Source organism: Mangrovicoccus algicola (genome assembly GCF_014903745.1).
GTDB lineage: Bacteria > Pseudomonadota > Alphaproteobacteria > Rhodobacterales > Rhodobacteraceae > Mangrovicoccus > Mangrovicoccus algicola.
On sequence record NZ_JACVXA010000039.1, the window covers coordinates 18359 to 41536 of the forward strand.

Sequence of the window (23178 nt, forward strand, 5' to 3'; positions counted from 1 at the left end):
TCAATGAGGTGTAATTTCCCGGATGGCCTGAGGGCATGATGAGGCGGCTTTCGTGGTGATACTGAGAATGGGGTCGATCTCCTCCTTGTCGATCTGGGCGAATGCCTCGACCATCATGTAGCGGCTGGCGGTCTGCCACTCGTCGTTCTGTTCGAAGAGGACGGCACCGATGAGCCGCGTGATGGATGCCTCGTTGGGAAAGATCCCCACGACGTCGGCTCGGTGCTTCACCTCCTTGTTCAACCGTTCGATTGGGTTGGTCGAGTGCAGCTTCGTCCTGTGTTGGCGGGGAAAGGACATGTAGGCCAGAACGTCATGCTCGCTGGCGTCCATGAGGTCAGCCAGCTTTGGCCAGCGTGGACGCAGCTGCTCCGCGACCTTGTGCCAGATCTCGCCTGCGTGGGTGCGGTCGGGCTGGTCGAAAGCCTGCCGGATCGCGGCGGCCACAACGGTGTGCTGGCCGCGCGACACGTGCGCCAAGGCGTTGCGCATCCAGTGAACGCGGCACCTTTGCCAGGTGGCTTCGAACACCCACGAGATTGCCGCCCTCAGGCCGGTGTGCGCATCGCTGATGACCAGGCGCACGCCGCTCAGGCCCCGGGCCTCCAGGGACCGCAGGAACTCGGTCCAGAACGTCTCGGCCTCGGAGGGGCCGATGCCCAAGCCGACGATCTCGCGACGGCCTTCGGTGTTGGCGGCAACGGCGATTATGGCCGCAACCGACACGATCCGGCCCCCTTGGCGCACCTTGAGGTAGGTGGCGTCCAGCCAGACGTAAGGCCATTCGCCGGTCAGCGGACGGTTCAGAAACTCGCCAACGCGCTCATCGATGTCCTTGCAGAGCTTCGATACGGTGCTCTTCGAGATACCGGAAAGGCCCATCGCCTGAACCAGTTCATCGACACGGCGGGTGGATACGCCGCCGATCCACGCTTCTTGGATCACCGCGACCAAAGCCTGCTCGGAGGTCTTCCGGGCCTCGAGGAAGCCCGGGAAATAGCTGCCCTGCCGCAGCTTCGGCACGCGCAGGTTCAGCGTGCCCAGACGCGTGTCGAGCGACCGGTCGCGGTATCCGTTTCTCCATGTGGTCCGTTCACCACTGCACTCGTGCCGCCCGGCGCCGACCAGGCCATCCACGTCGGCCTCCATGATCAGCTGCAGTACGGCCTCGGCGATGCTTCGCAGCAAATCACCCTGATCGTGCTTGGCCATGAGCTCGGACAGGTCCATGTTTGTTTTGGTCATCGGGGTCTCCGTATGGTTCAGGTTGAAGCGTCGAAACTCCACCTCAATCCTACACCTCGATGGCCACCCGGGATCACACCGTCAGCGGCGTCGAAATTACACCAGCACCTCGGACACTATCGCATCTATCGGGCCGCTATCTGCTGACGGCCCAAGGCGCCCATGGCGAAGCTCGGACAGTTTCCGCAACTGCTTCAAGCGCTGGTGCATCGAGGCGGGACTGCCCGATCGCAGCCCGCACGGGATCAGGAAGGCGGCCGGTCACCTGCTCGCCGAGGCAGGCGCCACGCAGCACCAGATCATGGCTGTGCATGGCCATTCGCAGGCTCGGACCAGCGAGGTCTACACCCGCGACGTTCAGCGGTCCAAGCTGGCAGAATCGGCGGTCACGCTGCTGGCCGGAATGGAGTGGTGAACGCAATTGTGTCCCACGCCAAGCCAGCGCCCACGAAAATCGGACACATCGCATCTGTAAAGACTGGATTTCAAGAGAGGTATGGTGGGTGATAAGAGATTCGAACTCCTGACATCTTCGATGTGAACGAAGCGCTCTACCACTGAGCTAATCACCCGGTGGAGCGCTCTTTAATGGGATGCTCCGGGGGCCGCAAGGGGCTTTTCGCCAAAAAATGCGGTTCCCCGGGGGGAGGTCCCGGGGACGTTCCGGGACCGGCGGTCTCAGGCCTCCGCCCCCAGCCCCAGACGGCCGCGCACGATGCGGATGAAATCCTCGCCGCGCTTCTCGAAATTGGGATACTGGTCGAAGCTTGCGGCGGCCGGCGCCAGAAGCACCGTGTCGCCCTCCTGCGCCTCGGCCATGGCCTGGGCCACGGCCTGCTCCATCGTCTCGCTGATCTCGTGCTCGGTGCCCGGCAGCTGCAGCGCGAAATCCCGCGCCGAATGACCGATCAGATAGGCCTTCACCACCGCGCCCAGATGCGGCGCCAGCGTGGCGATGCCGCCCTCCTTGCCCAGCCCGCCGGCGATCCAGCGGATCCGCGGAAAGGCCTGCAGCGCCTGCGCCGCGCTGTCCACATTCGTGGCCTTGGAGTCGTTGACATAAGTGACGCCACGCGCCTCGGCGATGATCTGGCTGCGATGCGGCAGCCCCTCGAAGCTGAGGAACCCCGCCTCGATCTCGCGCGGGGCCAGCCCCAGAGCGCGCAGCGCGGCATAGGCGGAACAGGCATTCTGATGATTGTGCCGCCCCGGCAGGCCGCGGATGCCGCGCAGGTCGATGGACCCGGCCTGCCGCCCCTTGCGGTACTCCGCCAGAAAACCCTTGCGGGCGAAGACGTTCCAGCCCGCGCCGTCGAGCTTTTCGGTGACGCTGACCCGGATCACCCGGTCGTCGGAGGGCGCCTCGGCCAGCTGCCCGGCGAGGAACAGCCCTTCGGCCTCGTCGATGCCGATCACCGCGCGATCCGGGCCGCCCTCGGCGAAGAGCCGACGCTTGGCCGCGAAATAGCCGCCCATGCCGCCATGGCGATCCAGGTGATCGGGGGAAAGATTGGTGAAGACCGCCACATCCGGGGTCAGCGCGCGGGCCAGATCGGTCTGGTAGCTGGAGAGTTCCAGCACCACGATGCCGCCATCGCCGGGCGGGTCGATATCCAGCACGCCGCGGCCGATATTGCCGGCCAGCTGGGCCTCGCGCCCTGCCGCCTCCAGGCAGTGATGGATCAGCGCCGTGGTGGTCGACTTGCCGTTGGAGCCGGTCACCGCCACAACCTTGGGCGGCTGCTCGAACCGGGCCCATTCGCTGCCCGCCAGCGACCGGAAGAACAGGCCGATGTCGTTATCCACCGGGACGCCCGCCGCCATGGCCGCACGGATCACCGGATGCGGCGCGGGATACAGGTGGGGGATGCCCGGCGACACGACCAGCCGGTCGATCCCGGCCATTGCCCCGGGCTTCGTCAGATCGCGGATCTCGTGACCCCGGGCCTCGGCGGCCGCCCTGCCCTCGGGGCTGTCATCCCAGCACAGCGCCTGCGCCCCGCCCGCCTGCAGGCTGGCCGCCGTCGCCAGGCCCGACCGGCCGAGCCCCAGAACCGCCACCTGCGCGCCGTCCATGCCTCTTACAGGGATCATCGTCTCACTCCGTCTCGGTCATTGCGGCCGCCCGGGCCGCGCTGTCGCCGCCCGCCCAGGCGGCATCGAAGAAGGCCCGCTCCAGCGCGACCGCCTCGCGGAACATCGCGGCCGCCTCCGCCGCGGCCTGCGCATCGAGCCCCGGCCAGGCACCGTCCATCTGCTCCTGCAGATAAGCCACGACGCCCGCAAATCCCGGCCCGCTATGCAGGTCGATCCACTCGGCGAACCAGAAGGGCAGCGCGGGATCATAGCCCGCGTGCCGCTCGCCCCAGCTCAGATAGCTCCATTCCGCGACCAGCAGCACCGCGATCATCTGCTCGTAGCGCCCCGAGCGCCGCGCGCGGGCCATCAGCGCCATGAACCCGGCAGCCGGGGCGGAGGGCGCGGGCGCGCGTTCGGCGGGGGTCAGCTCCAGCGCCTCGAAGCTGCGCTGGAAATAGTCGTTTTCCGGCCCCGCGATCAGGCCCAGGAACCGCGCCGCGGGCAGCCCGTCGGCCAGGCTGGGCGCATGGGCGACGGCCGCGGCCAAGAGGCGCACGAATTCCTCGATGAACAGGTAATCCTGCCCCAGATACCAGGCCATGCGGTCGCGCGGCAGCGTCCCGGCCGCCAGCGCCCGGCAGAAGGCATGATCGGTGGCCGCGTCCCAGTCGGCACGGCAGCTGTCGCGAAGCATCTCGCAGGGGCGCATGGCACCCTCCCCATGATTTCCGTTCCTGTCTGCGGCCTACCAGCCGATGGAGGCCGCCATGATATCGCGCAGCCAGGGCGCCTCGCGCGCGACCCGGCCCCATTGCAGCGTCGCGCCGGTGATCGCCGCGGCCGAGCCTGCCAGCCACAGCGCCTGCGCCCAGCCGCGCCGCCCGGCCAGCGCATGCCATCCCAGCCCGAGGAAGCAAAGCAGCGCCACGGCCTCGGCCAGGTCGAGTTCCCGGCGCATCCAGACCCCGTGCAGCACCAGCGCGGGCCCCAGGATCAGCGCCGCGACAAGTTCGGCGACCTGCCAGGCGGCGGAGCGGAAGAAACCGCTCATGGCGCAGCCTGCGCGCCGGACGCATCCGGCAGCAGCGCCCGCCCCTGCCCCGCACCCAGCCACAGCGCGGCGGCAAACGCCGCCTCGAAGACCAGAAGCAGCACGAAGACCGCCACCGGGACCGCCCGCGACGCCCCCCCGCCGACAGCCAGCGCAAGGCGCATGTGACGCAACAGCAGGCAGATCCCCAGGATGGCCAGCAGCACGAAGACCAGCACGGCCGCGACAAGGCAGAACCACAGGCTGGTCCATCCCGCGAGGCTGTCCGCCCGCTCCGGCAGGCGCGCCGGGATCAGCGACACGATCGCCGCGAAGGGAATGGCCAGCACCGCGATCTCGACCAGCCGCAGCAGCGTCCCGGCCAGGTCGGGGCCCGGCGCGGTCCTCGCCATCGCCCGGCCCAGCTGATCCTCCGAGATCACGATCCGCCCTTGCAGGGTGCCGATCTCGACCTCCTCCGTCATCACCGCACCTTCAGCGTGGCCAGGCCGATCAGCGCGAGGATCAGCGAGATGATCCAGAACCGGATGACGATCTGCGGCTCCTGCCAGCCCTTCTTCTCGAAATGGTGGTGGATCGGCGCCATCAGGAAGACCCGCTTGCCGGTGCGCTTGAAGTAGAAGACCTGGATGATCACCGACAGCGCCTCGACCACGAACAGCCCGCCGACGATGCCCAGCACGATTTCATGCTTGGTCGCCACCGCGATGGCCCCCAGCGCGCCGCCGAGCGCCAGCGAGCCGGTATCGCCCATGAACACCGCCGCGGGCGGCGCGTTGTACCACAGGAAGCCCAGCCCCCCGCCGATCAGCGCCGAACAGAAGATCAGCAATTCGCCCGTGCCCTCGACGTAATGCACGTCGAGATAGGTGGAGAAATCCGCGCGGCCCACGACATAGGCGATCACCCCCAGCGTCGCGGCGGCGATCATCACCGGCATCACCGCCAGGCCGTCCAGCCCGTCGGTCAGGTTGACCGCATTGGCGGCGCCGACGATGACCAGCATGGCGAAGGGCACATAGAGCCAGCCCAGATGCAGAAGGAAGGTCTTGAAGATCGGGAAGGCCAGGTTGCCGGTCAGCTCGGGCGGATGCACATGCATCATCCACACCGCCGCCACGGCGGCGATGACGAAGCCCAGCCCCAGCCGGACCTTGCCCGACACGCCCGAGACATTCTGCTTCGACACCTTGGCATAGTCGTCGGCAAAGCCGATCAGCCCGAAGCCTGCCGTCACCATGAGGCACATCCAGACGAAGGGATTGTCCAGCCGCGCCCAGAGCAGCGTCGAGACGATCAGCGCGCCCAGGATCAGCACGCCCCCCATGGTCGGCGTGCCGGCCTTGGAGAAATGCGTCTCGGGCCCGTCGGTGCGGATCGGCTGTCCCTTGCCCTGGGTGCGCCGCAACAGGTTGATCAGCGGCCGCCCGAAGATGAATCCGAAGACCAGCGCCGTGGCGAAGGCCATGCCCGCCCGGAAGGTGATGTAGCGGAAGAGGTTGAAGACATCGCCGCCATCCGAGAGCGCCGTCAGCCAGTAGAGCATTCCGTCAGGTTCCTTGCTTGGCCGCCTCGCGCAGCGCGGTGACGACCTGAGAGACTTTCGAGCCCAGCGAGCCCTTGACCAGCACGACATCCCCGGCCCGCAGCAGGTCCGGCAGGGCCGCGGCGGCCGCGGCAGCCGTGTCGAACCGGGCCAGCCTCTGGCCTGCGGGAAGCGCCGCGTCAAGCGCGGCCATGCGCGGTCCCACCGCGACCACCCCGTCGATCGCCGAGATCGCCGGATGCCCGGCCAGCCCGGCATGCAGCGCCGCCTCGCCCGGGCCCAGTTCCAGCATGTCGCCCAGCACCGCGATGCGCCGCCCGTCCGGGGCGGCGGGGCTGGTGGCGGCAAGCACCTCGAAGGCGGCGCCCACGGAGGTGGGATTGGCGTTATACGCGTCGTCCAGCAGCCGCACGGAGCCCTGCGGCAATGCCAGCGACTCCGAGGTGCCCCGTCCCGCGGGCGGGGTCCAGTCGGCCATGTCCCGCGCCGCCTGCGCCACGTCCAGCCCCAGCGCCTGGATCACGGCCAGCACGGCGACGGCGTTCATCGCGAAATGCCGGCCCGGCATGGCCAGCTGCATGAGATGGGCCGTGCCGTCGATCTCGGCGGTGATGTCGGTGCCGCCATCCGACAGCCGGGCCTCGGCCAGCCGCGCGCGGGTGCCCTCATGCCCGAACAGGAGCGGGGCCGCCCCCGCCTCGGCCGCCACCTTCTGCAGCAGGCTGGTGGTTTCCAGATCGGCATTGATCACCGCCGTCCCGCCAAGCCGCAGCCCGGTGAAGATCGCCGCCTTTTCTCGGGCGATGCCCTCGAGGCTGTCGAAGGCCTCCAGATGGGCGGCGGCGACCGTGGTGATCACCGCCACGTCCAGATCGGCCAGCCGCGCCAGCGGCGCGATCTCGCCGGGATGGTTCATGCCGATCTCGATCACCGCGACATCGGCATCGGCGGGCATCCGCGCCAGGGTCAGCGGCACGCCCCAATGGTTGTTGTAGCTCTTCTCCGCCGCATGGACGCGGCCCTGCCGCGCCAGCACGTGGCGCAGCATCTCCTTGGTGGAGGTCTTGCCGACGGAACCGGTGATGCCCACGACCTTCGCCCCCGTGCGCGCCCGCGCGGCCCGCGCCAGGTCTTCCAGCGCCGCCAGCACATCGCCCACGATCAACAGCGGCGCATCCGCGCCGACGCCCTCGGGGCGGCGCGAGACCAGCGCCGCGGCCGCGCCCTTCTCCAGCGCCTGGGCCACGAAATCATGGCCGTCGCGCTGGTCCTTCAGCGCCACGAAGATGTCGCCGGGCCGGATCGTGCGCGTGTCGATCGACAATCCCGTCGCGGCAAAAGCCACCGGGGCGGTGCCGCCGGTCGCCGCGGCCGCCTCCTGCGAAGTCCACAATTCGCTCACGGCTGCCGCCCCTCCAGCGCGGCCACCGCCACGCTTGCCTGTTCCGCATCGTCGAAGGGATAGACCGTGTCGCCGACGATCTGCCCCGTCTCGTGCCCCTTGCCCGCGATCAGGAGCGCGTCGCCGGGGCGGATCGTGTCGACCCCGCGCAGGATCGCCTCGGCCCGGTCGGCCACGTTGGCGGCCTCCGGACAGCCCTGCATCACCATCGCCCGGATCAGGTCGGGATCCTCGCTGCGGGGATTGTCGTCGGTGACGATCACCCGGTCGGCATGGGCCGCGGCCGCCTCCCCCATCAGCGGGCGCTTGGTCGTGTCGCGATCGCCCCCCGCGCCCAGCACCACCACCAGGTTGCCCAGCACATGCGGGCGCAGCGCCTTCAGCGCGGTCGCCACCGCATCGGGGGTATGGGCGTAATCGACGAAGATCGTGCCGCCATTGGCCCGGGTCGCCACATGCTGCATCCGCCCGCGCACCGTGCGCAGCCGCGGCAGAACCTCGAAGACCTCGCCCGGCTCCTCGCCCGCGGCGATGGCCAGCCCCGCCGCGCAAAGCACATTGGCCGCCTGGAAGCCGCCGATCAGGCTCAGCCGGGTCTGGAAAGGCTGGCCCTGCCAGGTGAAGCGCAGATCCTGGCCCGAGGCGTCATAGCGCTGGCCGGTGATGCGCAGCTCGGCCGCCTCGGACTGGCCGATGCCGATCACTTCCTGCCCGCGCGCCTCTGCCAGCTCGGCGATATCCAGCCCGCGCGGGTCGTCGAGATTGACCACCGCCACGCCGTCATCGCCCAGAAGCCGCGAGAAAAGCCCGGCCTTGGCCTCGAAATAGGCCTCGAAACTGTGGTGGTAGTCCAGGTGGTCCTGGGTGAAGTTGGTGAAGCCCGCCGCCGCCAGGCGGACCCCGTCCAGGCGCCGCTGATCCAGCCCGTGGGAGGAGGCCTCCATCGCCAGATGGGTGACGCCCTCGGCCGCCATCGCCGCCAGGTGCCGGTGCAGCGTCAGCGGATCGGGGGTGGTGTGGTGCAGCGGCGCGGCATAGCCGCCCTCGATCCCGGTCGTGCCCAGATTGACCGCCTTGCGCCCCAGCGCCTCCCAGATCTGGCGGGTGAAGGTCGCCACGGAGGTCTTGCCGTTGGTGCCGGTCACCGCAACCGCGGTATCGGGCTGGGCGCCGTACCACAGCGCCGCCGCCGCCGAGAGCGCCTCGCGGGCATCCTCGGTGACGATCAGCGCGGCCTGCGTTTCCCCCAGTGCCTGCGCCGCGATGCGCGCGCCCTCGGGATCGGTCAGCACCGCCGCCGCGCCCTGCGCCAGGGCCGTCGGCACGAAGGCCGCCCCATGGACCTTCGATCCCGGCAGCGCGGCGAAGAGATGGCCCTTGCCCACGCGGCGGCTATCCAGCGCTACGCCCGTGATTCGGACCTCCTGCCCGCCCTTTGCATGAAGGCCGAGTTCTGCCAGAGACTTAACCTTCGCGGCATTCGCTGTCATGGGCGGCCCCTCAATGGTTGTTGCGGGCTTCTCGTATCCCAGGTTGCGCGGGCTCTTCAATCGCCGGGCGCATGTCCAGGAGCGGCGCGACCCGCCGGATCAGCTCTGCCGCGACCGGCACGACCGTCCAGCCCGCGGTGCGGCGCTCCTCGCCGGCGGCAAAGACCTTGGCTTCGTCCAGCGTGGTGATGACCACGTATTTGGGATCGTAATAGGGAAAGATCGAGGCGAATGTGACCATGTTGCGGTTCTTGTAATAGCCGCCGCCCGGCTTGGGCTTGTCGGCCGTGCCGGTCTTGCCCGCGACGTAATAGCCCGGCACATCGCCCATCGAGGCGGTGCCGTCGGTGACGACCAGCCGCAGCATCTCGCGCGACTGGCGCGAGGTCTGCTCGGACACGACCCGCGGCCCCTCGGGCACCGGGCCGTCGCGCTTGAGCAGGGTCGGCGTCACCTTGTGACCGCCATTGAGCAGCGAGGCATAGCCGACCGCCAGATGCAGCGGGCTGGAGGACATGCCGTGACCGAAGGAGATCGTCATCCCCGCCAGGTCGCCCCAGACCTTGGGCAGCAGCGGCCGCCCGGTCGGCGCCTCCACCAGTTCCACCGGCGTCGGCTCGAAGAAGCCCAGGCGGCCCAGGAATTCCTTCTGCCGGGTCGGCCCGATCATCTGGGCGATATGGGCCGTGCCGACGTTGGAGGACACCTCGATCACGCCGCGCACGCTCTTGGTGGGGCCGTAATTGTGGAAGTCGCCGATCTTGAAGCGGCCATAGACCAGCGGGCTCTGGGTATCGATCTGCGTGTCCGGCGTCACCAGGCCCAGATCCAGCGCATTGGCGGTGGCGAAGATCTTGAAGACCGAGCCCAGTTCATAGACGCCCAGCACCGCGCGGTTGAACAGCGGGCTGTCGGACGGATCGCCGGTGAGCGCCGGGCGCGGCCGCCGGTTGGGGTCGAAATCCGGCAGCGACACCATGCTGACGATCTCGCCGGACTTGATGTCCATGATGATGGCGCTGCCGCCCTTGGCCTCGTAGAGGTCGATCCCCCCCTGCAGCACCTTGCGGGTCGCGGCCTGGATGGTCATGTCGATCGACAGCTGCAGCGGCTCGTCCACCTTGTCGGGATCGCGCAGCCGCGCATCCATCGCCTTCTCGATCCCGGCGACGCCGATCACCTCGGCCGCGCGCACGCCCTCGTCGCCGAAGCTGGCCCCGCCCAGCACATGCGCCGCCAGGTGGCCATTGGGATAGAGCCGCATGTCGCGGGTGGCGAACAGAAGCCCCGGATCGCCGATGTCATGGACCGCCTGCACCTCCTCCGGCGACAGGGTCTTGCGCAGCCAGACGAATTTGCGCCCCGGCCGCGTCAGCCGCGCCAGCAGTTCGTCATGCTCCAGGTCGGGAAAGATCCGGGACAGTTCGCGCACCGCGTAGGGGATGTCGATCATGTCCTGGGGATGCGCGTAAAGCGCCTGGGTATGCAGGTTCGTCGCCAGCACCCGTCCCTTGCGGTCGGTGATGTCGGCCCGCGCGCTGGTGATGGTGGAGCCGAAGATCGACATGCGCGGCTCTTCCGGCACCGAGGTGGCGAATTGCGCCATGCGCCCGCCCACCGCGCCGAAGACCACGACGAAGAACAGGCCCAGCACCAGCAGGCGGCTCTCGGCCCGCGCCTTCAGCCTTTCGCGGATGCCGTCATGGCGGCGGATGCGGTTGGCGCGCTCGATCAGGTCGGGATTCTCGCCGCGATCGCGCGCGCGCAGAACCGGGGCCAGCGGCCGCAGCGGGCGGCGGGGGGCGTCGTCATCCTCGGGCAGGTCGCTCATGGCCGGGCCTCCGCAGGCGCCGCCGCGCCGGGCAGAACCGGCTGGACGGAAAGATAGGGCCGGGTCGGATAGGCCACCTGGTCGAGCACGCCGAACCGGTCCGGCGCCATGTCCGAAAGCCCCAGCGCCGCCCCGTTGGCATCCACCAGCATGCGCAGCCGTTCGGGCCGGTTCAGCCAGGCCCATTCGGCGCGCAGCATCGTCAGCTCGTCGCGCAGATGCATGATCTCGCGCTTGGTCGCGCGGACCTGGTCGACCGCGTCGCGCGTGCGGTAATTCTCCTGGTAGGCCCAGAAGCCCAGGCCCAGCACGGCGAGACCCAGAAGGAAGCCGATCAGCGTTCTCATGAGAAATCCTCCGGCAGGATGCGCCGCGGCAGGCCGAGCTGGGCCCGGTCCAGCGGCCAAAGCGCGGCATCGGTACGGCGCGCCAGCCGCAGCTTGGCCGAGCGGGCGCGCGGATTGCTGTCGATTTCCTCGGGATCGGGGGCGATGGCGCGGTTGGGGCTGGGGGTCAGCACCGCCTCCTGCACCTCCTGCGCGGGGGCGTAGCGGCTGCCGCCGCCGCCCGAACGCGCCGCGCGGGCCTGGATGAACCGCTTGACCACGCGGTCCTCCATCGAATGGAAGGTGACGACCGCCAGCCAGCCGCCGGGGGCCAGCACGCGCTCGGCCGCCTCCAGCCCCTCGATCAGCTGGCCGAATTCGTCATTCACGGCGATGCGCAGCGCCTGGAAGCTGCGGGTGGCCGGGTGGCTCTGGCCGGGCTTGGGCCGCGGCAGGCAGGATTCGACGATCTTCACCAGCTGCCCGGTCGTCTCGACCGGGGCCTCCGCCCGCGCCTTGCCGATGGCCCGCGCGATCCGGCGCGAAGCGCGTTCCTCGCCGTAATGATAGAGAATGTCGGCCAGCACCTCCTCGGAGGCACGGTTGACCAGATCCGCGGCCGAGACGCCCTCCTGGCTCATCCGCATGTCCAGCGGCCCGTCGCGCAGGAAGGAAAACCCCCGCTCCGCGAGGTCAAGCTGCATCGAGCTGACGCCCAGATCCAGCGTCACCCCGTCCAGCGGCCGGTCCGTGGCACGGTCCAGCGTGGAGAAGGTGCCGTGATACAGGCCCAGCCGTTCGCCATAGGGACGGCCCCATTCCGCCGCCAGCTGCAGCGCCAGCGGATCGCGATCGACCCCGGTGACATGCTCGGCCCCGGCCTCCAGCAGCGCCCGGGCATAGCCCCCCGCCCCCAGCGTGCCGTCCAGCCAGCGGCCGCGCACGGGACTGGCCGCCTCGATGATCTTGCCGATCAGGACCGGGACATGGGGCGCCTCCGACACGGCTCAGTCCTCCATGTCCAGCAGGTCGGCGATATCCATGTCCTCCTCGAACCCCTCGATCTGGGCAAGATCCTCCTCGCCGATGGCGGCGGGGTAGTCCACGGAATTCCAGATCGCGAAGGTCTCGCCGGTCCCGGCAAAGGTCAGCTCGCCGGTCTCGCCCAGACCCAGCCGCGTGCGCAGCGGCTTGGGCAGCACGATGCGGCCGGTGGAATCGACGCGGGTCTCCCAGGTCTGGGTCAGGAACATGCGGGTCAGGACGCGTTTCTTCGGGCTGGATTTCATTGCGCGGATCTTGGCCTCGACCTCGGCCATGGCGCGGGCGCTGTAGCCCTCGAGGAAGGCGCGGCGGCTGTCGCCGTAGACGATGATCAGGTTGGGGTCTTCGCCGGTCTCGCGGTCGGGATCGCCGTCATCCAGCACCTTGCGGAACTGCGCAGGAATCGAGACGCGGCCCTTCGCGTCGATCTTCTGCCCGATTTCGCCCCGGAAGGTGCAGTGCACGACCCGTTTCCCTATCCGCCCGCCTTAACGAGAGCGGCGGACCGGGCCGCTGCCACAGCCTGATCCGCCACCTATGCCTCTTGGTCGATCTTCTGCGCTGGCAAATCTGGGGGACACACCCGCGCGAAGATTTCTTACCGGAGAGATGAGTGCCTGTATGAAGCCTGCTCTTTTGTTTTCTTTTCTCCGTTATCCAAAGGGATACTATGGGAATTCATGGAACTCAAGAGGAATTTACGCAACAGGAGGCGGAAATTCCGGAACCCTGCGGAAAGGCGTGAAAACAAGGGGAAAGAAACGACCCGCACGCCCCCTGCCGAACGCAGATCCAGCCAGGGATTGCGCTGATTTTCACCATAGCGTCGTCGGAGGTGCCATGGAATCCCCCCGGTTCCATGAATTCCCATGAGGATGCCGCCGCAGCCCCGTCCGGCCCGATTCCCCGTCGGCGCCGCGCAGCGCATTTTGCACATGCAGCATGGCGGGCGCCCCTACGGCAAACGAAGCCGACAGGCAAATTCCTTTTAACTATCATATATAAAAAGGTATTTTTATTAATATGCACAAATCGCATGGCAGATTTGAGCCGTCCGCGGCAAAATTTTCATTGTGCAGTCGCAGCAAAATGGTATGGTAGTCCCATGGGAAGCGAGGGGCTGCGCCCTGACCCGCGGGTCAGGCTTCCTTCGACATTCAGATCAGGAAGCCCCTCCTCCTCCCTGGGCTTTCTGTCTTCGCGGCGGCACCCTCCTCCTCCCTGGTGTCGCCGCTTTTTTTTGCGCCGCAGCCAGGCAGGCGCAGCGGCGCCCCTCCGGCCGATCACGAAACCTCACGGAACCTCACGCCCGGCCCGCCCGGGACGGGGCCGGGCCCTGAATTGGGGTCAGAACGGGGGATCGTCGGCCGCCGCGGCCGGTCGCAGAAAGCGCGCGACGACATGTTTCGTGCCCGCCCGCTCGAAATCGACCTCCAGCTTGTCGCCCTCGATCCCCGCCACCGCGCCATAGCCGAATTTCTGGTGGAAGACGCGCTCGCCCATGGTGAAGCTGGACACGGCGTCCAGATCGATCACCGAGGTCAGCGACTCCTTGGGCTGATGCATGGGGCGCGGGCGGGACTGCGATTCCTGCAGGCGCTTCCAGCCCGGAGAGTTGTAGACATCCGCGCGGGAGGCCCGGTCATCCAGCGACGAACGGGCCGCGGGCGCGCCCTGCCCGCCATAGAGCCCGGGCGGCGTCAGAACCTCGACGTGATCTTCGGGCAGCTCATCCACGAAGCGCGAGGGCAGCTGCGACTGCCACTGGCCATAGACGCGGCGGTTCCCGGCGAAGGAAATGGTGCAGACCTCCTCGGCACGGGTGATGCCGACATAGGCCAGCCTGCGCTCCTCCTCCAGCCCGGTCAGCCCGGATTCGTCCATCGACCGCTGCGACGGGAACAGCCCGTCCTCCCAGCCCGGCAGGAAGACCGCCGGGAATTCCAGGCCCTTGGCCGCATGCAGCGTCATGATCGACACCTGCGGCCCGGAATTGCCCGCCTCGTTATCCATGACCAGCGCGACATGTTCGAGGAATCCCTGCAGGTTCTCGAACCCCTCCAGCGCCTTGACCAGCTCCTTGAGGTTCTCCAGCCGACCCGGCGCCTCGGGCGACTTGTCGTTCTGCCACATCGCCGTATAGCCGGATTCGTCAAGGATCACCTGGGCGATTTCCACGTGGTTCGCGTCGGGCGCGCGCAGCATCATCGCCCAGCGATCCAGACCCTCCACCAGCGCGCGCAGCGCCGCGGCGCCCTTGCCGGTGATCTGCTTCGCCTCGACCAGCCGCCGCGCGCCCTCCTTCAGGGGAATGCCCGCCTCCCGCGCCGCAATCTGGATCTTCTGCTGGGCCTTGTCGCCGAGCCCGCGTTTCGGCGTGTTGACGATCCGCTCGAAGGCCAGGTCATCCTCCGCCGAGGTGACCAGCCGGAAATAGGCCATCGCATCGCGGATTTCCTGCCGTTCGTAGAATCGCGGCCCGCCGATCACCCGGTAGGGCAGCCCGATGGTCAGGAACCGGTCCTCGAAGGCGCGCATCTGATGGGAGGCCCGCACGAGGATGGCGCAGTCATCCAGGCCGAAGGGGCGCATGCCGCGCGTGCCCTGGCCCATCGCCTCGATCTCCTCGCCGATCCAGCGCGCCTCCTCCTCGCCATCCCAATGGCCGATCAGGCGGACCTTCTCGCCGCCCTCGGCCTGGGTCCACAGCGTCTTGCCCAGCCGTCCCTGGTTGCCGCGGATCACGCCGGACGCGGCCGCGAGGATATGCGCGGTGGAGCGGTAATTCTGCTCCAGCCGGATCACCTCGGCGCCGGGGAAATCCTTCTCGAAGCGCAGGATGTTGCCGACCTCGGCGCCGCGCCAGCCATAGATCGACTGGTCGTCATCGCCGACGCAGCAGATGTTCTGATGCCCCGCCGCCAGAAGGCGCAGCCACATGTACTGGGCGACGTTGGTATCCTGGTACTCGTCGACGAGGATGTAGCGGAACCAGCGGTGATACTGCGCCAGCACGTCCGGGTGCTTCTGGAAGATCGTCACCACATGCAGCAGCAGATCGCCGAAATCGCAGGCATTCAGATCCAGCAGCCGCTGCTGGTAGGCGGCATAAAGCGGGATGCCGCGGTCATTGAAGGCGCTGGCCTCTGCCGCGGGCACGGCATCGGGCCGCCAGGCGCGGTTCTTCCAATGGTCGATGATCCCGGCAAGCTGCCGCGCCGGCCAGCGCTTGTCGTCGATCCCGGCGGCGCGGATCACCTGTTTCAGCAGCCGGATCTGGTCATCGGTGTCGAGAATGGTGAAGTTCGACTTCAGGCCGACCAGTTCGGCATGGCGGCGCAGCAGCCGGACGCAGATCGCGTGGAAGGTGCCCAGCCACGGCATCCCCTCCACGGCCTGGCCCAGAAGGCTGCCGACCCGGTTCTTCATCTCGCGCGCGGCCTTGTTGGTGAAGGTCACGGCGAGGATCTCGTTCGGGCGCGCCGCCCCGGTGGAGATCAGATGCGCGATCCGCGCCGTCAGCGCGCGGGTCTTGCCGGTCCCCGCCCCGGCCAGCATCAGCACCGGGCCGTCCAGCGTTTCCACCGCCAGGCGCTGTGCCGGGTTCAGCCCGTCCAGATAGGGCATCGGCCGCGCCGCCATGGCCCGGCGCGACAGCGGAATCGCGGCCGCCTCGAAAGCGTCGCTGTCATCGAATTCGTTCATGATCCGCCTTATAGCGCGGCCCGGCCCGGGTGAGAAGGCGTGTTCCCGATACGTTCCGGAAATTTCCGCAGATCGCCCTTCACCGGCAAATCTCTGCTTGAAGTCTGGAAAACGGGCGCATCCCCCGCAGGGCGCCCAAATGTTAGCGCAACATATGCAACACTTTGCCGCCTGTCGCGCACAAATGTTTGCCAGCTGTCGCGTGGCGGGCTAAGTCACGCTCAGGCGTCGATATTGGTAAGGATATGTGACCATGGCGGAGTTCTCGAAGATTCTCGTGGCCAATCGCGGCGAGATCGCGATCCGCGTGATGCGGGCAGCCAACGAGCTGGGCAAGAAGACCGTCGCGGTCTATGCCGAGGAGGACAAGCTGGGCCTGCACCGCTTCAAGGCGGACGAGGCCTACCGGATCGGCGAAGGGCTGGGCCCGGTTGCGGCCTATCTGTCGATCCCCGAGATCATCCGCGTCGCGAAGATGTCGGGCGCCGACGCGATCCATCCCGGTTACGGCCTGCTGTCGGAGAATCCCGAATTCGTCGAGGCCTGCGACGCGGCGGGGATCACCTTCATCGGCCCGAAGGCCGAAACGATGCGCGCGCTCGGCGACAAGGCCTCTGCCCGCAAGGTCGCGATTGCCGCGGGCGTGCCGGTGATTCCGGCGACCGAAGTGCTGGGCGATGATTTCGACGCCATCGCCGCCGAGGCCGCCGGGATCGGCTATCCGCTGATGCTGAAGGCCAGCTGGGGCGGCGGCGGGCGCGGCATGCGCCCGATCCAGGACCCGTCCGAGCTGAGGGACAAGATCGCCGAGGGCCGCCGCGAGGCCGAGGCCGCCTTTGGCAATGGCGAGGGCTACCTGGAGAAGATGATCACCCGCGCCCGCCATGTCGAGGTCCAGATCCTCGGCGACAAGATGGGCAACATCTATCACCTCTACGAACGCGACTGCTCGGTCCAGCGGCGCAACCAGAAGGTCGTCGAACGCGCCCCCGCCCCCTACCTGTCCGAGGCGCAGCGCGAGGAGATCTGCGAACTGGGCCGCAAGATCTGCGCCCATGTGAATTACGAATGCGCGGGCACGGTCGAATTCCTGATGGATATGGAGACGGGGCGCTTCTACTTCATCGAGGTGAACCCGCGGGTCCAGGTGGAACATACCGTCACCGAGGAAGTCACCGGCATCGACATCGTCCAGGCCCAGATCAAGATCGCCGAGGGCAAGTCGCTGACCGAGGCGACCGGCAAGGCCAGCCAGTACGACATCCGCCTGACGGGGCACGCGCTGCAGACGCGGATCACCACCGAGGATCCGCAGAACAACTTCATCCCCGATTACGGCCGCATCACCGCCTATCGCAGCGCCACCGGCATGGGGATCCGGCTGGATGGCGGCACGGCCTATGCCGGCGGCGTCATCACCCGCTATTACGACTCGCTGCTGGTGAAGGTGACGGCCAAGGCGCAGACCCCCGAGGCCGCGATCCGCCGGATGGACCGGGCGCTGCGCGAATTCCGCATCCGCGGCGTGTCGACCAATATCGATTTCGTCATCAACCTGCTGAAACACCCGGTCTTCCTCAACAACGAGTATTCGACCAAGTTCATCGACACCACGCCCGGGCTGTTCGATTTCAAGACCCGCGCCGACCGCGCGACCAAGGTGCTGACCTATATCGCCGACATCACGGTGAACGGCCAACCCGAGACCGCCGGGCGCGTGAAGCCGGAGGCGCGCGAGCCGCGCCCGCCGGAGGTCGAGCACGGGCTGGCCCCCGCGGGCACGCGCACCCTGCTGGAGGCCGAAGGGCCGCGGGCGGTCGCCGACTGGATGGCCGCGCAGGACCGGCTCCTGCTGACCGACACGACGATGCGCGACGGGCACCAGTCGCTTCTGGCGACGCGGATGCGCTCGATCGACATGATCCGCGTGGCGCCTGCCTATGCGGCGCATCTGCCGGGGCTGTTTTCCGTCGAATGCTGGGGCGGCGCGACCTTCGACGTGGCCTATCGCTTCCTGCAGGAATGCCCCTGGCAGCGGCTGCGCGACCTGCGCGCGCGCATGCCCAACGTGATGACCCAGATGCTGCTGCGCGCCTCCAACGGCGTGGGCTACACCAATTACCCCGACAATGTGGTGCAAAGCTTCGTGGCGCAGGCCGCGGCCTCGGGCGTGGATGTCTTCCGCGTCTTCGACAGCCTGAACTGGGTGGAGAACATGCGCGTCGCCATGGATGCGGTGATCGCGGCGGACAAGCTCTGCGAGGGCACGATCTGCTATACGGGCGATCTGCTGGATCCGGCGCGGTCGAAATACGACCTGAATTACTACGTCTCCATGGGCAAGGACCTGAAGGCCGCGGGCGCGCATGTGCTGGGGCTGAAGGACATGGCGGGCCTGCTGAAACCCACACAGGCCGGGATGCTGGTGCGCGCGCTGAAGGAGGAGGTCGGCCTGCCGATCCATTTCCACACGCATGACACCTCGGGCGTGGCGGGCGCCACGATCCTGGCCGCCGCCGAGGCCGGGGTGGATGCGGTCGATGCCGCGATGGACGCCTTCTCGGGGGGCACCTCGCAGCCCTGCCTCGGCTCCATCGTCGAAAGCCTGCGCCACACCGCGCGCGATACCGGGCTGGACATCGCCCGGATCCGCGAGATCTCGGATTACTGGGAGGCCGTGCGGGCGCAATACGCGGCCTTCGAGGCGGGGCTTCAGGCCCCGGCCTCCGAGGTCTACCTGCACGAGATGCCCGGCGGGCAGTTCACCAACCTCAAGGCGCAGGCCCGGTCCATGGGGCTGGAGGAGCGCTGGCACGAGGTCGCCCAGACCTATGCCGAGGTGAACCAGATGTTCGGCGACATCGTGAAGGTCACGCCCTCCTCGAAGGTGGTCGGCGACATGGCGCTGATGATGGTGTCGCAGGGGCTGACCCGCGCCGAGGTCGAGGATCCCAAGAAGGACGTCGCCTTCCCCGACTCGGTCATCGACATGATGAAGGGCAATCTGGGCCAGCCCCCGGGCGGGTTCCCGGCAGGCATCGTCGCCAAGGTGCTGAAGGGCGAGGCGCCCAATACCGAACGTCCGGGGCTGCACCTGCCGCCCGTCGACCTGGAGGCCGAGCGCGCGAAGCTGGCGGAACAGTTCGGGGTGGAGATCGACGACGAGGACCTGAACGGGTCGCTGATGTATCCCAAGGTCTTCGCCGATTACATGGCGCGGCACGAAACCTACGGGCCGGTGCGCACCCTGCCGACGCGGACCTTCTTCTACGGGATGGAACCGGCCGAGGAGGTCTCGGTCGAGATCGATCCCGGCAAGACGCTGGAGATCCGGCTGCAGACGGTGGGCGAGACCCAGGACGATGGCGATGTGCGGGTGTTCTTCGAGCTGAACGGCCAGCCGCGCACGATCCGCGTGCCCAACCGGGCGGCCAAGGCCTCCTCCGCGGCGCGGCCCAGGGCGGAGGCCGGGAACCCCCGCCATATCGGCGCGCCGATGCCGGGCATCGCCTCGCAGATCTCGGTCGCGCCGGGACAGGAGGTGAAGGAGGGCGACCTGATCGTGGTGATCGAGGCGATGAAGATGGAGACCGGGCTCTATGCCGAAGCGGCGGGCAAGGTGAAGGCCGTCCATGTCACCCCCGGCGCGCAGATCGACGCCAAGGACCTTCTGGTCGAACTGGAATGACCCCCGGCCGGGGGCGGTGCGCCGCCCCCGCCCCGCGCGACCGATTTGCCGCCTTTGCCCCGGCAGGAGCGGCCGCTAGGCTGGCCTGGCATCGATCCTTGCGGGAGGAGGCGCGCGATGGAAGAGGTTCTGCTGCATGTCGGCATGCACAAGACGGGGACGAGCTCGCTGCAGGCGACGCTGGCGGGCTATGACGACGGGGACACGGTCTATGCGCAGCTCGGACAATCCGCCAACCATTCCGTCCCGGTCTATACCGCCTTCTCCTCCCAGCCCGGCGCCTATCACCACTGGCGCGCCCTGGGGCTGGGCCCGTCGCAGGTCGAGGACCGGCGCCGCGGCTTCCTGAACCGCCTCGACGCCCTGCTGGCCCGCCCCGACCGCCGCAGGCTGATCCTGTCGGGCGAGGATATCAGCATTCTCGACCCGCAGGGAAAGACGGCGCTGATCGGGTTCCTGCGCGACAGGGTCCCGCGGCTCGACGTGGTGTGCTATCTGCGCTCGCCCGGCGGCTATGCCCTCTCTGCCTTCCAGCAGCGCATCCGCGGCGGCGGCATCGCCGCCCTGCCTCCGGTCTGCGACCCGCTCTACCGGCTGCGCACCGAGGGGTTCCGGGACGATCCGCGGGTCAGCCGGCTGCGGGTCCGCGAATTCGCGCGCGACAAGCTGAAGGGCCATGACATCGTCGAGGATTTCGCCGCGCTGACCGGGCTGGACACGGCCCGCATGACCCGCCGGACGCGCAACGAAGGCATGAGCGCCGCCGCGACCAAGCTGGTCTATTGCTTCAACCGGACCATGCCGCTGCGCGACGGCGACCGCGTGCTGCAGGCCGCGCGCCTGGCCCTGGGCGCCGAGATCGCCGCCGCCTATCCCGGACCCGGCCTCGAGGCGGCACGGGTGGCCTGCCTGGCGGAACATGCCGAGACGCCCTGGCTGCGCGACGCGTTCGCCATCGACTTCACCGCCGCGCTGCAGGATGCCGCGCCCCCCCGCGAGGCGCTGGAGGCGCATATGGCAGATCTGTCGGGCATCCCCATGGCCCCGCTGGACGCGCTTCTGGCGGAAAAGGCGATCTCGGGGCGTTTCCCCGCCCCCGCCGACAAGCTTCTGCGGCTTTACCTGTGGCATGTCGGAAAGACCCAGGAGAGGACAGAGCGGCAGGCCCGCCGCGCCGAGGCTACTCCATCGCCAGGATGAGGTTCCTGACCTGGGGATAGATCTCGTTTTCCCAGCGGCGCCCGTTGAACACCCCGTAATGGCCGACATTGGCCTGCAGGTGATGCCGCTTCAGATGCGGCCGCAGCGACGAACACAGCTCATGCGCGGCCGAGGTCTGCCCCAGCGCGCAGATGTCGTCGCGCCCGCCCTCGACGGTCAGAAGCGCGGTGCGCCGGATCGCGGCCGGTTTCACCTTGCGGCCGCGATAGGTGAATTCGCCCGTGGCCAGTTCCGCCTTCTGGAACACCCGCTCGATCGTTTCCAGGTAGAATTCCGCGGGCAGGTCGAGGACGGCGAAATACTCGTCGTAGAAATCCTTGATCTTCTGCGCCTCGCGCAGCTCGCCCCGCACCAGGTGGTTGAACAGCCGCCGGTGCTGGTCCTGGTGGCGCTCCATGTTCATCGACATGAAGGCATAAAGCTGCACGAAACCCGGATAGACCAGCCGGCCGCCCCCCGGATGCCGCGCGGGCACGCGGGCGATGACATTGGTCTCGAACCAGTCCATCGGCTTCTCGTTGGCCAGGTCGTTGACCGCCGTGGGGCTTTCGCGCACGTCGATCGGCCCGGCCATCAGCGTCATCGAGACCGGCGTGGCGGGGTTGCCGTCCTCCGACATCACCGCGACGGCGGCCAGGGCCTGCACGCAGGGCTGGCACACCGCCAGGATGTTCGAGCCCGGCCCGATATGTTCGAGAAAGCGGATCAGGTAGGCGACGTAATCCTCCACCCCGAAGGCGCCTTCGGACAGGGGCACGTCGCGGGCATTGGCCCAGTCGGTGACATAGACGTCGTGATCGCGCAGCAGCACCTCCACCGTGCCGCGCAGGAGCGTCGCGAAATGACCCGACAGGGGCGCGACCACCAGGATCGGCGGCTGCGCGGTATCGACATCCTTGCGGAAATGCAGCAGCTGGCCGAAAGGGAGCCGCATCGCCACCTCCTCGGTCACGGTCGCGTCGCGATTGCCGACCCGCACCTTGTGGATGCCGAAATCGGGGCGGGCATGGCCCAGCTCGAACCGCGAGAGCATTTCCATCGAGGCGTCGAACCAGGCTGCCGCGCCGGTCATCACCTGTCCCCAGGGGGTCCCGCCCAGGCGCAGGCTGCGCGCCATCCGCCGCATGGGCGCGATCGCGTCATCCTGGAACTGATAGCCCGCATACAGCATCCTGCCTGCCCCCTGCCTTGCCGCAGTTTGTCTCGCAGAAAAAAGTTAGTGCATGTTTCACCCTGCTGCGACAGTATTATCTGCAGTGCGGCATGAAACGCGGAGAAGCGGCCATGGTTCAGGCAACTCTGACCATTTCGTCCAAGAACTACTCGTCCTGGTCGCTGCGCGGTTGGCTGCTGTGCCGCCTCGCCGGGCTTGATTTCGAGGAAAAGCCCGTCTCTATCGACGATCCCGGCACCCGACAGGAACTGCTGCTGTTGTCGCCGACGGTGCGCGTGCCGCGCCTGGCCCATGACGGGGTGGAGGTCTGGGACACGCTGGCCATCGCCAATTACCTGCATGACACCTTCCCCGATGCGGGGATGTTCCCTGCCGACCGCAAGGCACGCGCCCATTGCCGCGCCATCTCGGGCGAGATGCATTCGGGGTTCTTCAACCTGCGCTCCGCGCTGCCGATGAACATCAAGGCGCGCCACGCCGCCTTCAAGGTCTTCTCGGGCGCGCGGCCCGACATCGCCCATGTCAAGGAAATCTGGGGCGACTGCCTGCGCGCCTATGGCGGGCCGTTCCTGTTCGGCGACGCGCCCTCCGTGGCCGATGCGATGTTCGCCCCGGTCTGCACGCGCTTCCGCACCTATGCGGTGGAGCTGGAGCCGCCGCTGGCCGCCTATTGCCGGACGATCTTCGACTGGGAACCGATGCGCGACTGGGAAGCCGCCGCCATGGCAGAACCCGACGAGATGGCCGAACTGGAAGTCGAGTTCTAGCCCGGCTCCGCCAGCCCCTCCATCGCGCGGAACCGCCCCCGCAGCGCCGGGGCGCGCGCCAGGTCGCGCAACCCCCCGCCCGGCATCGCCGCCGCGCGCAACCCGCGCGGCAGGAACAGCCCCTGCACCGCCGAGGGGCGGCCCAGCAGGCGCGCCTGCCCGTTCATCCGCGCCGCCGCCAGGACCGGTCCGATCCCCGCCCGGCGCGGCCGCACCGGGAAATACCCCGCCTGCCCCGCCTCCCCGGACATGTGCCGCGCCAATCCCCGGCACCAGTCGCCGCCCAGATGCGTATCGGCGTCGAGGCACAGCAGCCAGTCGCCCGCCGCCGCCGCCAGCCCCGCCGCCAGCGGCCCCCGCACCAGCCGCGCGCCCAGCTCGTCGGCGATCTCCGCGATGGCCGCCTGCGTGCCGTCATCGGCGAAGACAAGTTCCCGGATCAGCCCCGTGGTCAGGCCCGGCAGGACCGAGTGCAGCGTGCCCGGCAGTGTCGCGACCGCGTCATGCGTCGGGATCACCACGGAGATCGGTGCCGCCATGGCCTTTCCTTTCCTGGGCTCTTCGGTCATTTTCGGCGCGACCCGCGCCCCTGACCCGGAGACCTAGAGC

The 23178-nt window shown here is 68.3% G+C and carries 19 protein-coding genes and 1 tRNA gene; 4 read left to right on the forward strand and 16 right to left on the reverse strand.

Annotated elements, in window-relative coordinates:
* A complete protein-coding gene (locus tag ICN82_RS12985) occupies positions 1-1245 on the reverse strand; it encodes an IS256 family transposase (RefSeq protein ID WP_193183451.1) in 1245 nt (414 codons plus the stop codon).
* Here ICN82_RS12985 and ICN82_RS12990 point away from each other — a divergent pair.
* Entirely contained in the window at positions 1229-1660 is a 432-nt protein-coding gene (locus ICN82_RS12990; RefSeq protein ID WP_226898473.1) for a tyrosine-type recombinase/integrase, read from the forward strand. The two genes, ICN82_RS12985 and ICN82_RS12990, sit on opposite strands and share 17 nt — an antisense overlap.
* An 82-nt stretch (positions 1661-1742) precedes the next feature.
* On the opposite strand, the gene ICN82_RS12995 is transcribed toward ICN82_RS12990, so the two are convergent.
* From ICN82_RS12995 to ICN82_RS13055, 13 genes are all read right to left on the reverse strand, one after another.
* Positions 1743-1817 (reverse strand) — tRNA-Val (locus ICN82_RS12995).
* A 106-nt stretch (positions 1818-1923) separates the two neighbouring features.
* Positions 1924-3339, reverse strand: coding sequence for a UDP-N-acetylmuramoyl-L-alanine--D-glutamate ligase (gene murD / locus ICN82_RS13000; protein WP_193183455.1), 1416 nt, complete (start codon positions 3337-3339; stop codon positions 1924-1926).
* Between the two features lie 4 nt (positions 3340-3343).
* Entirely contained in the window at positions 3344-4033 is a 690-nt protein-coding gene (locus ICN82_RS13005; protein ID WP_193183457.1) for a TenA family protein, read from the reverse strand.
* 36 nt (positions 4034-4069) lie between these two features.
* A complete protein-coding gene (locus tag ICN82_RS13010; RefSeq protein WP_193183458.1) occupies positions 4070-4375 on the reverse strand; it encodes a hypothetical protein in 306 nt (101 codons plus the stop codon).
* Positions 4372-4839: a hypothetical protein gene (locus ICN82_RS13015; RefSeq protein WP_193183460.1), complete on the reverse strand. Its 468-nt coding sequence runs from the start codon at positions 4837-4839 to the stop codon at positions 4372-4374. The genes ICN82_RS13010 and ICN82_RS13015 overlap by 4 nt, the downstream gene beginning before the upstream one ends.
* Positions 4839-5921: a phospho-N-acetylmuramoyl-pentapeptide-transferase gene (mraY, locus tag ICN82_RS13020; RefSeq protein ID WP_193183462.1), complete on the reverse strand. Its 1083-nt coding sequence runs from the start codon at positions 5919-5921 to the stop codon at positions 4839-4841. The genes ICN82_RS13015 and mraY overlap by 1 nt, the downstream gene beginning before the upstream one ends.
* Positions 5922-5925: 4 nt before the next feature.
* The gene (locus ICN82_RS13025) at positions 5926-7323 is read right to left on the reverse strand and encodes a UDP-N-acetylmuramoyl-tripeptide--D-alanyl-D-alanine ligase (protein ID WP_193183464.1); all 1398 of its coding nucleotides are present in this window, start codon (positions 7321-7323) and stop codon (positions 5926-5928) included.
* Complete coding sequence (locus ICN82_RS13030) at positions 7320-8813, reverse strand: UDP-N-acetylmuramoyl-L-alanyl-D-glutamate--2,6-diaminopimelate ligase (protein WP_193183466.1); 1494 nt, start codon at positions 8811-8813, stop codon at positions 7320-7322. The genes ICN82_RS13025 and ICN82_RS13030 overlap by 4 nt, the downstream gene beginning before the upstream one ends.
* Positions 8814-8823: 10 nt before the next feature.
* Complete coding sequence (locus ICN82_RS13035) at positions 8824-10644, reverse strand: peptidoglycan D,D-transpeptidase FtsI family protein (protein ID WP_193183468.1); 1821 nt, start codon at positions 10642-10644, stop codon at positions 8824-8826.
* The gene (gene ftsL, locus ICN82_RS13040; RefSeq protein ID WP_193183470.1) at positions 10641-10991 is read right to left on the reverse strand and encodes a cell division protein FtsL; all 351 of its coding nucleotides are present in this window, start codon (positions 10989-10991) and stop codon (positions 10641-10643) included. The genes ICN82_RS13035 and ftsL overlap by 4 nt, the downstream gene beginning before the upstream one ends.
* Positions 10988-11974, reverse strand: a complete 987-nt coding sequence (gene rsmH / locus ICN82_RS13045) for a 16S rRNA (cytosine(1402)-N(4))-methyltransferase RsmH (protein ID WP_193183472.1) — start codon at positions 11972-11974, stop codon at positions 10988-10990. Before rsmH ends, ftsL begins: the two co-directional genes overlap by 4 nt.
* 3 nt (positions 11975-11977) lie before the next feature.
* Positions 11978-12478 (reverse strand): division/cell wall cluster transcriptional repressor MraZ, encoded by a 501-nt coding sequence (locus tag ICN82_RS21660; RefSeq protein WP_193183474.1) that lies wholly within the window; start codon positions 12476-12478, stop codon positions 11978-11980.
* Between the two features lie 883 nt (positions 12479-13361).
* Positions 13362-15719 carry an ATP-dependent helicase gene (locus ICN82_RS13055; RefSeq protein WP_193183476.1) on the reverse strand — a complete coding sequence of 786 codons (2358 nt, stop codon included), beginning with the start codon at positions 15717-15719 and terminating at the stop codon, positions 13362-13364.
* 253 nt (positions 15720-15972) lie between these two features.
* On the opposite strand from ICN82_RS13055, the gene ICN82_RS13060 reads away from it, so the two are divergent.
* On the forward strand, positions 15973-19407 hold the full coding sequence (locus ICN82_RS13060) for a pyruvate carboxylase (protein WP_193183479.1): 3435 nt from the start codon (positions 15973-15975) through the stop codon (positions 19405-19407).
* 117 nt (positions 19408-19524) lie between these two features.
* Complete coding sequence (locus ICN82_RS13065) at positions 19525-20607, forward strand: hypothetical protein (protein WP_193183481.1); 1083 nt, start codon at positions 19525-19527, stop codon at positions 20605-20607.
* On the opposite strand, the gene ICN82_RS13070 is transcribed toward ICN82_RS13065, so the two are convergent.
* Complete coding sequence (locus ICN82_RS13070; RefSeq protein ID WP_193183483.1) at positions 20588-21799, reverse strand: polyhydroxyalkanoate depolymerase; 1212 nt, start codon at positions 21797-21799, stop codon at positions 20588-20590. The genes ICN82_RS13065 and ICN82_RS13070 overlap by 20 nt on opposite strands.
* A gap of 113 nt (positions 21800-21912) precedes the next feature.
* On the opposite strand from ICN82_RS13070, the gene ICN82_RS13075 reads away from it, so the two are divergent.
* A complete protein-coding gene (locus tag ICN82_RS13075) occupies positions 21913-22569 on the forward strand; it encodes a glutathione S-transferase family protein (protein WP_193183485.1) in 657 nt (218 codons plus the stop codon).
* Here ICN82_RS13075 and ICN82_RS13080 read toward each other — a convergent pair.
* On the reverse strand, positions 22566-23108 hold the full coding sequence (locus ICN82_RS13080) for a glycosyltransferase (RefSeq protein ID WP_193183488.1): 543 nt from the start codon (positions 23106-23108) through the stop codon (positions 22566-22568). The genes ICN82_RS13075 and ICN82_RS13080 overlap by 4 nt on opposite strands.
* Positions 23109-23178: the final 70 nt, after the last annotated feature.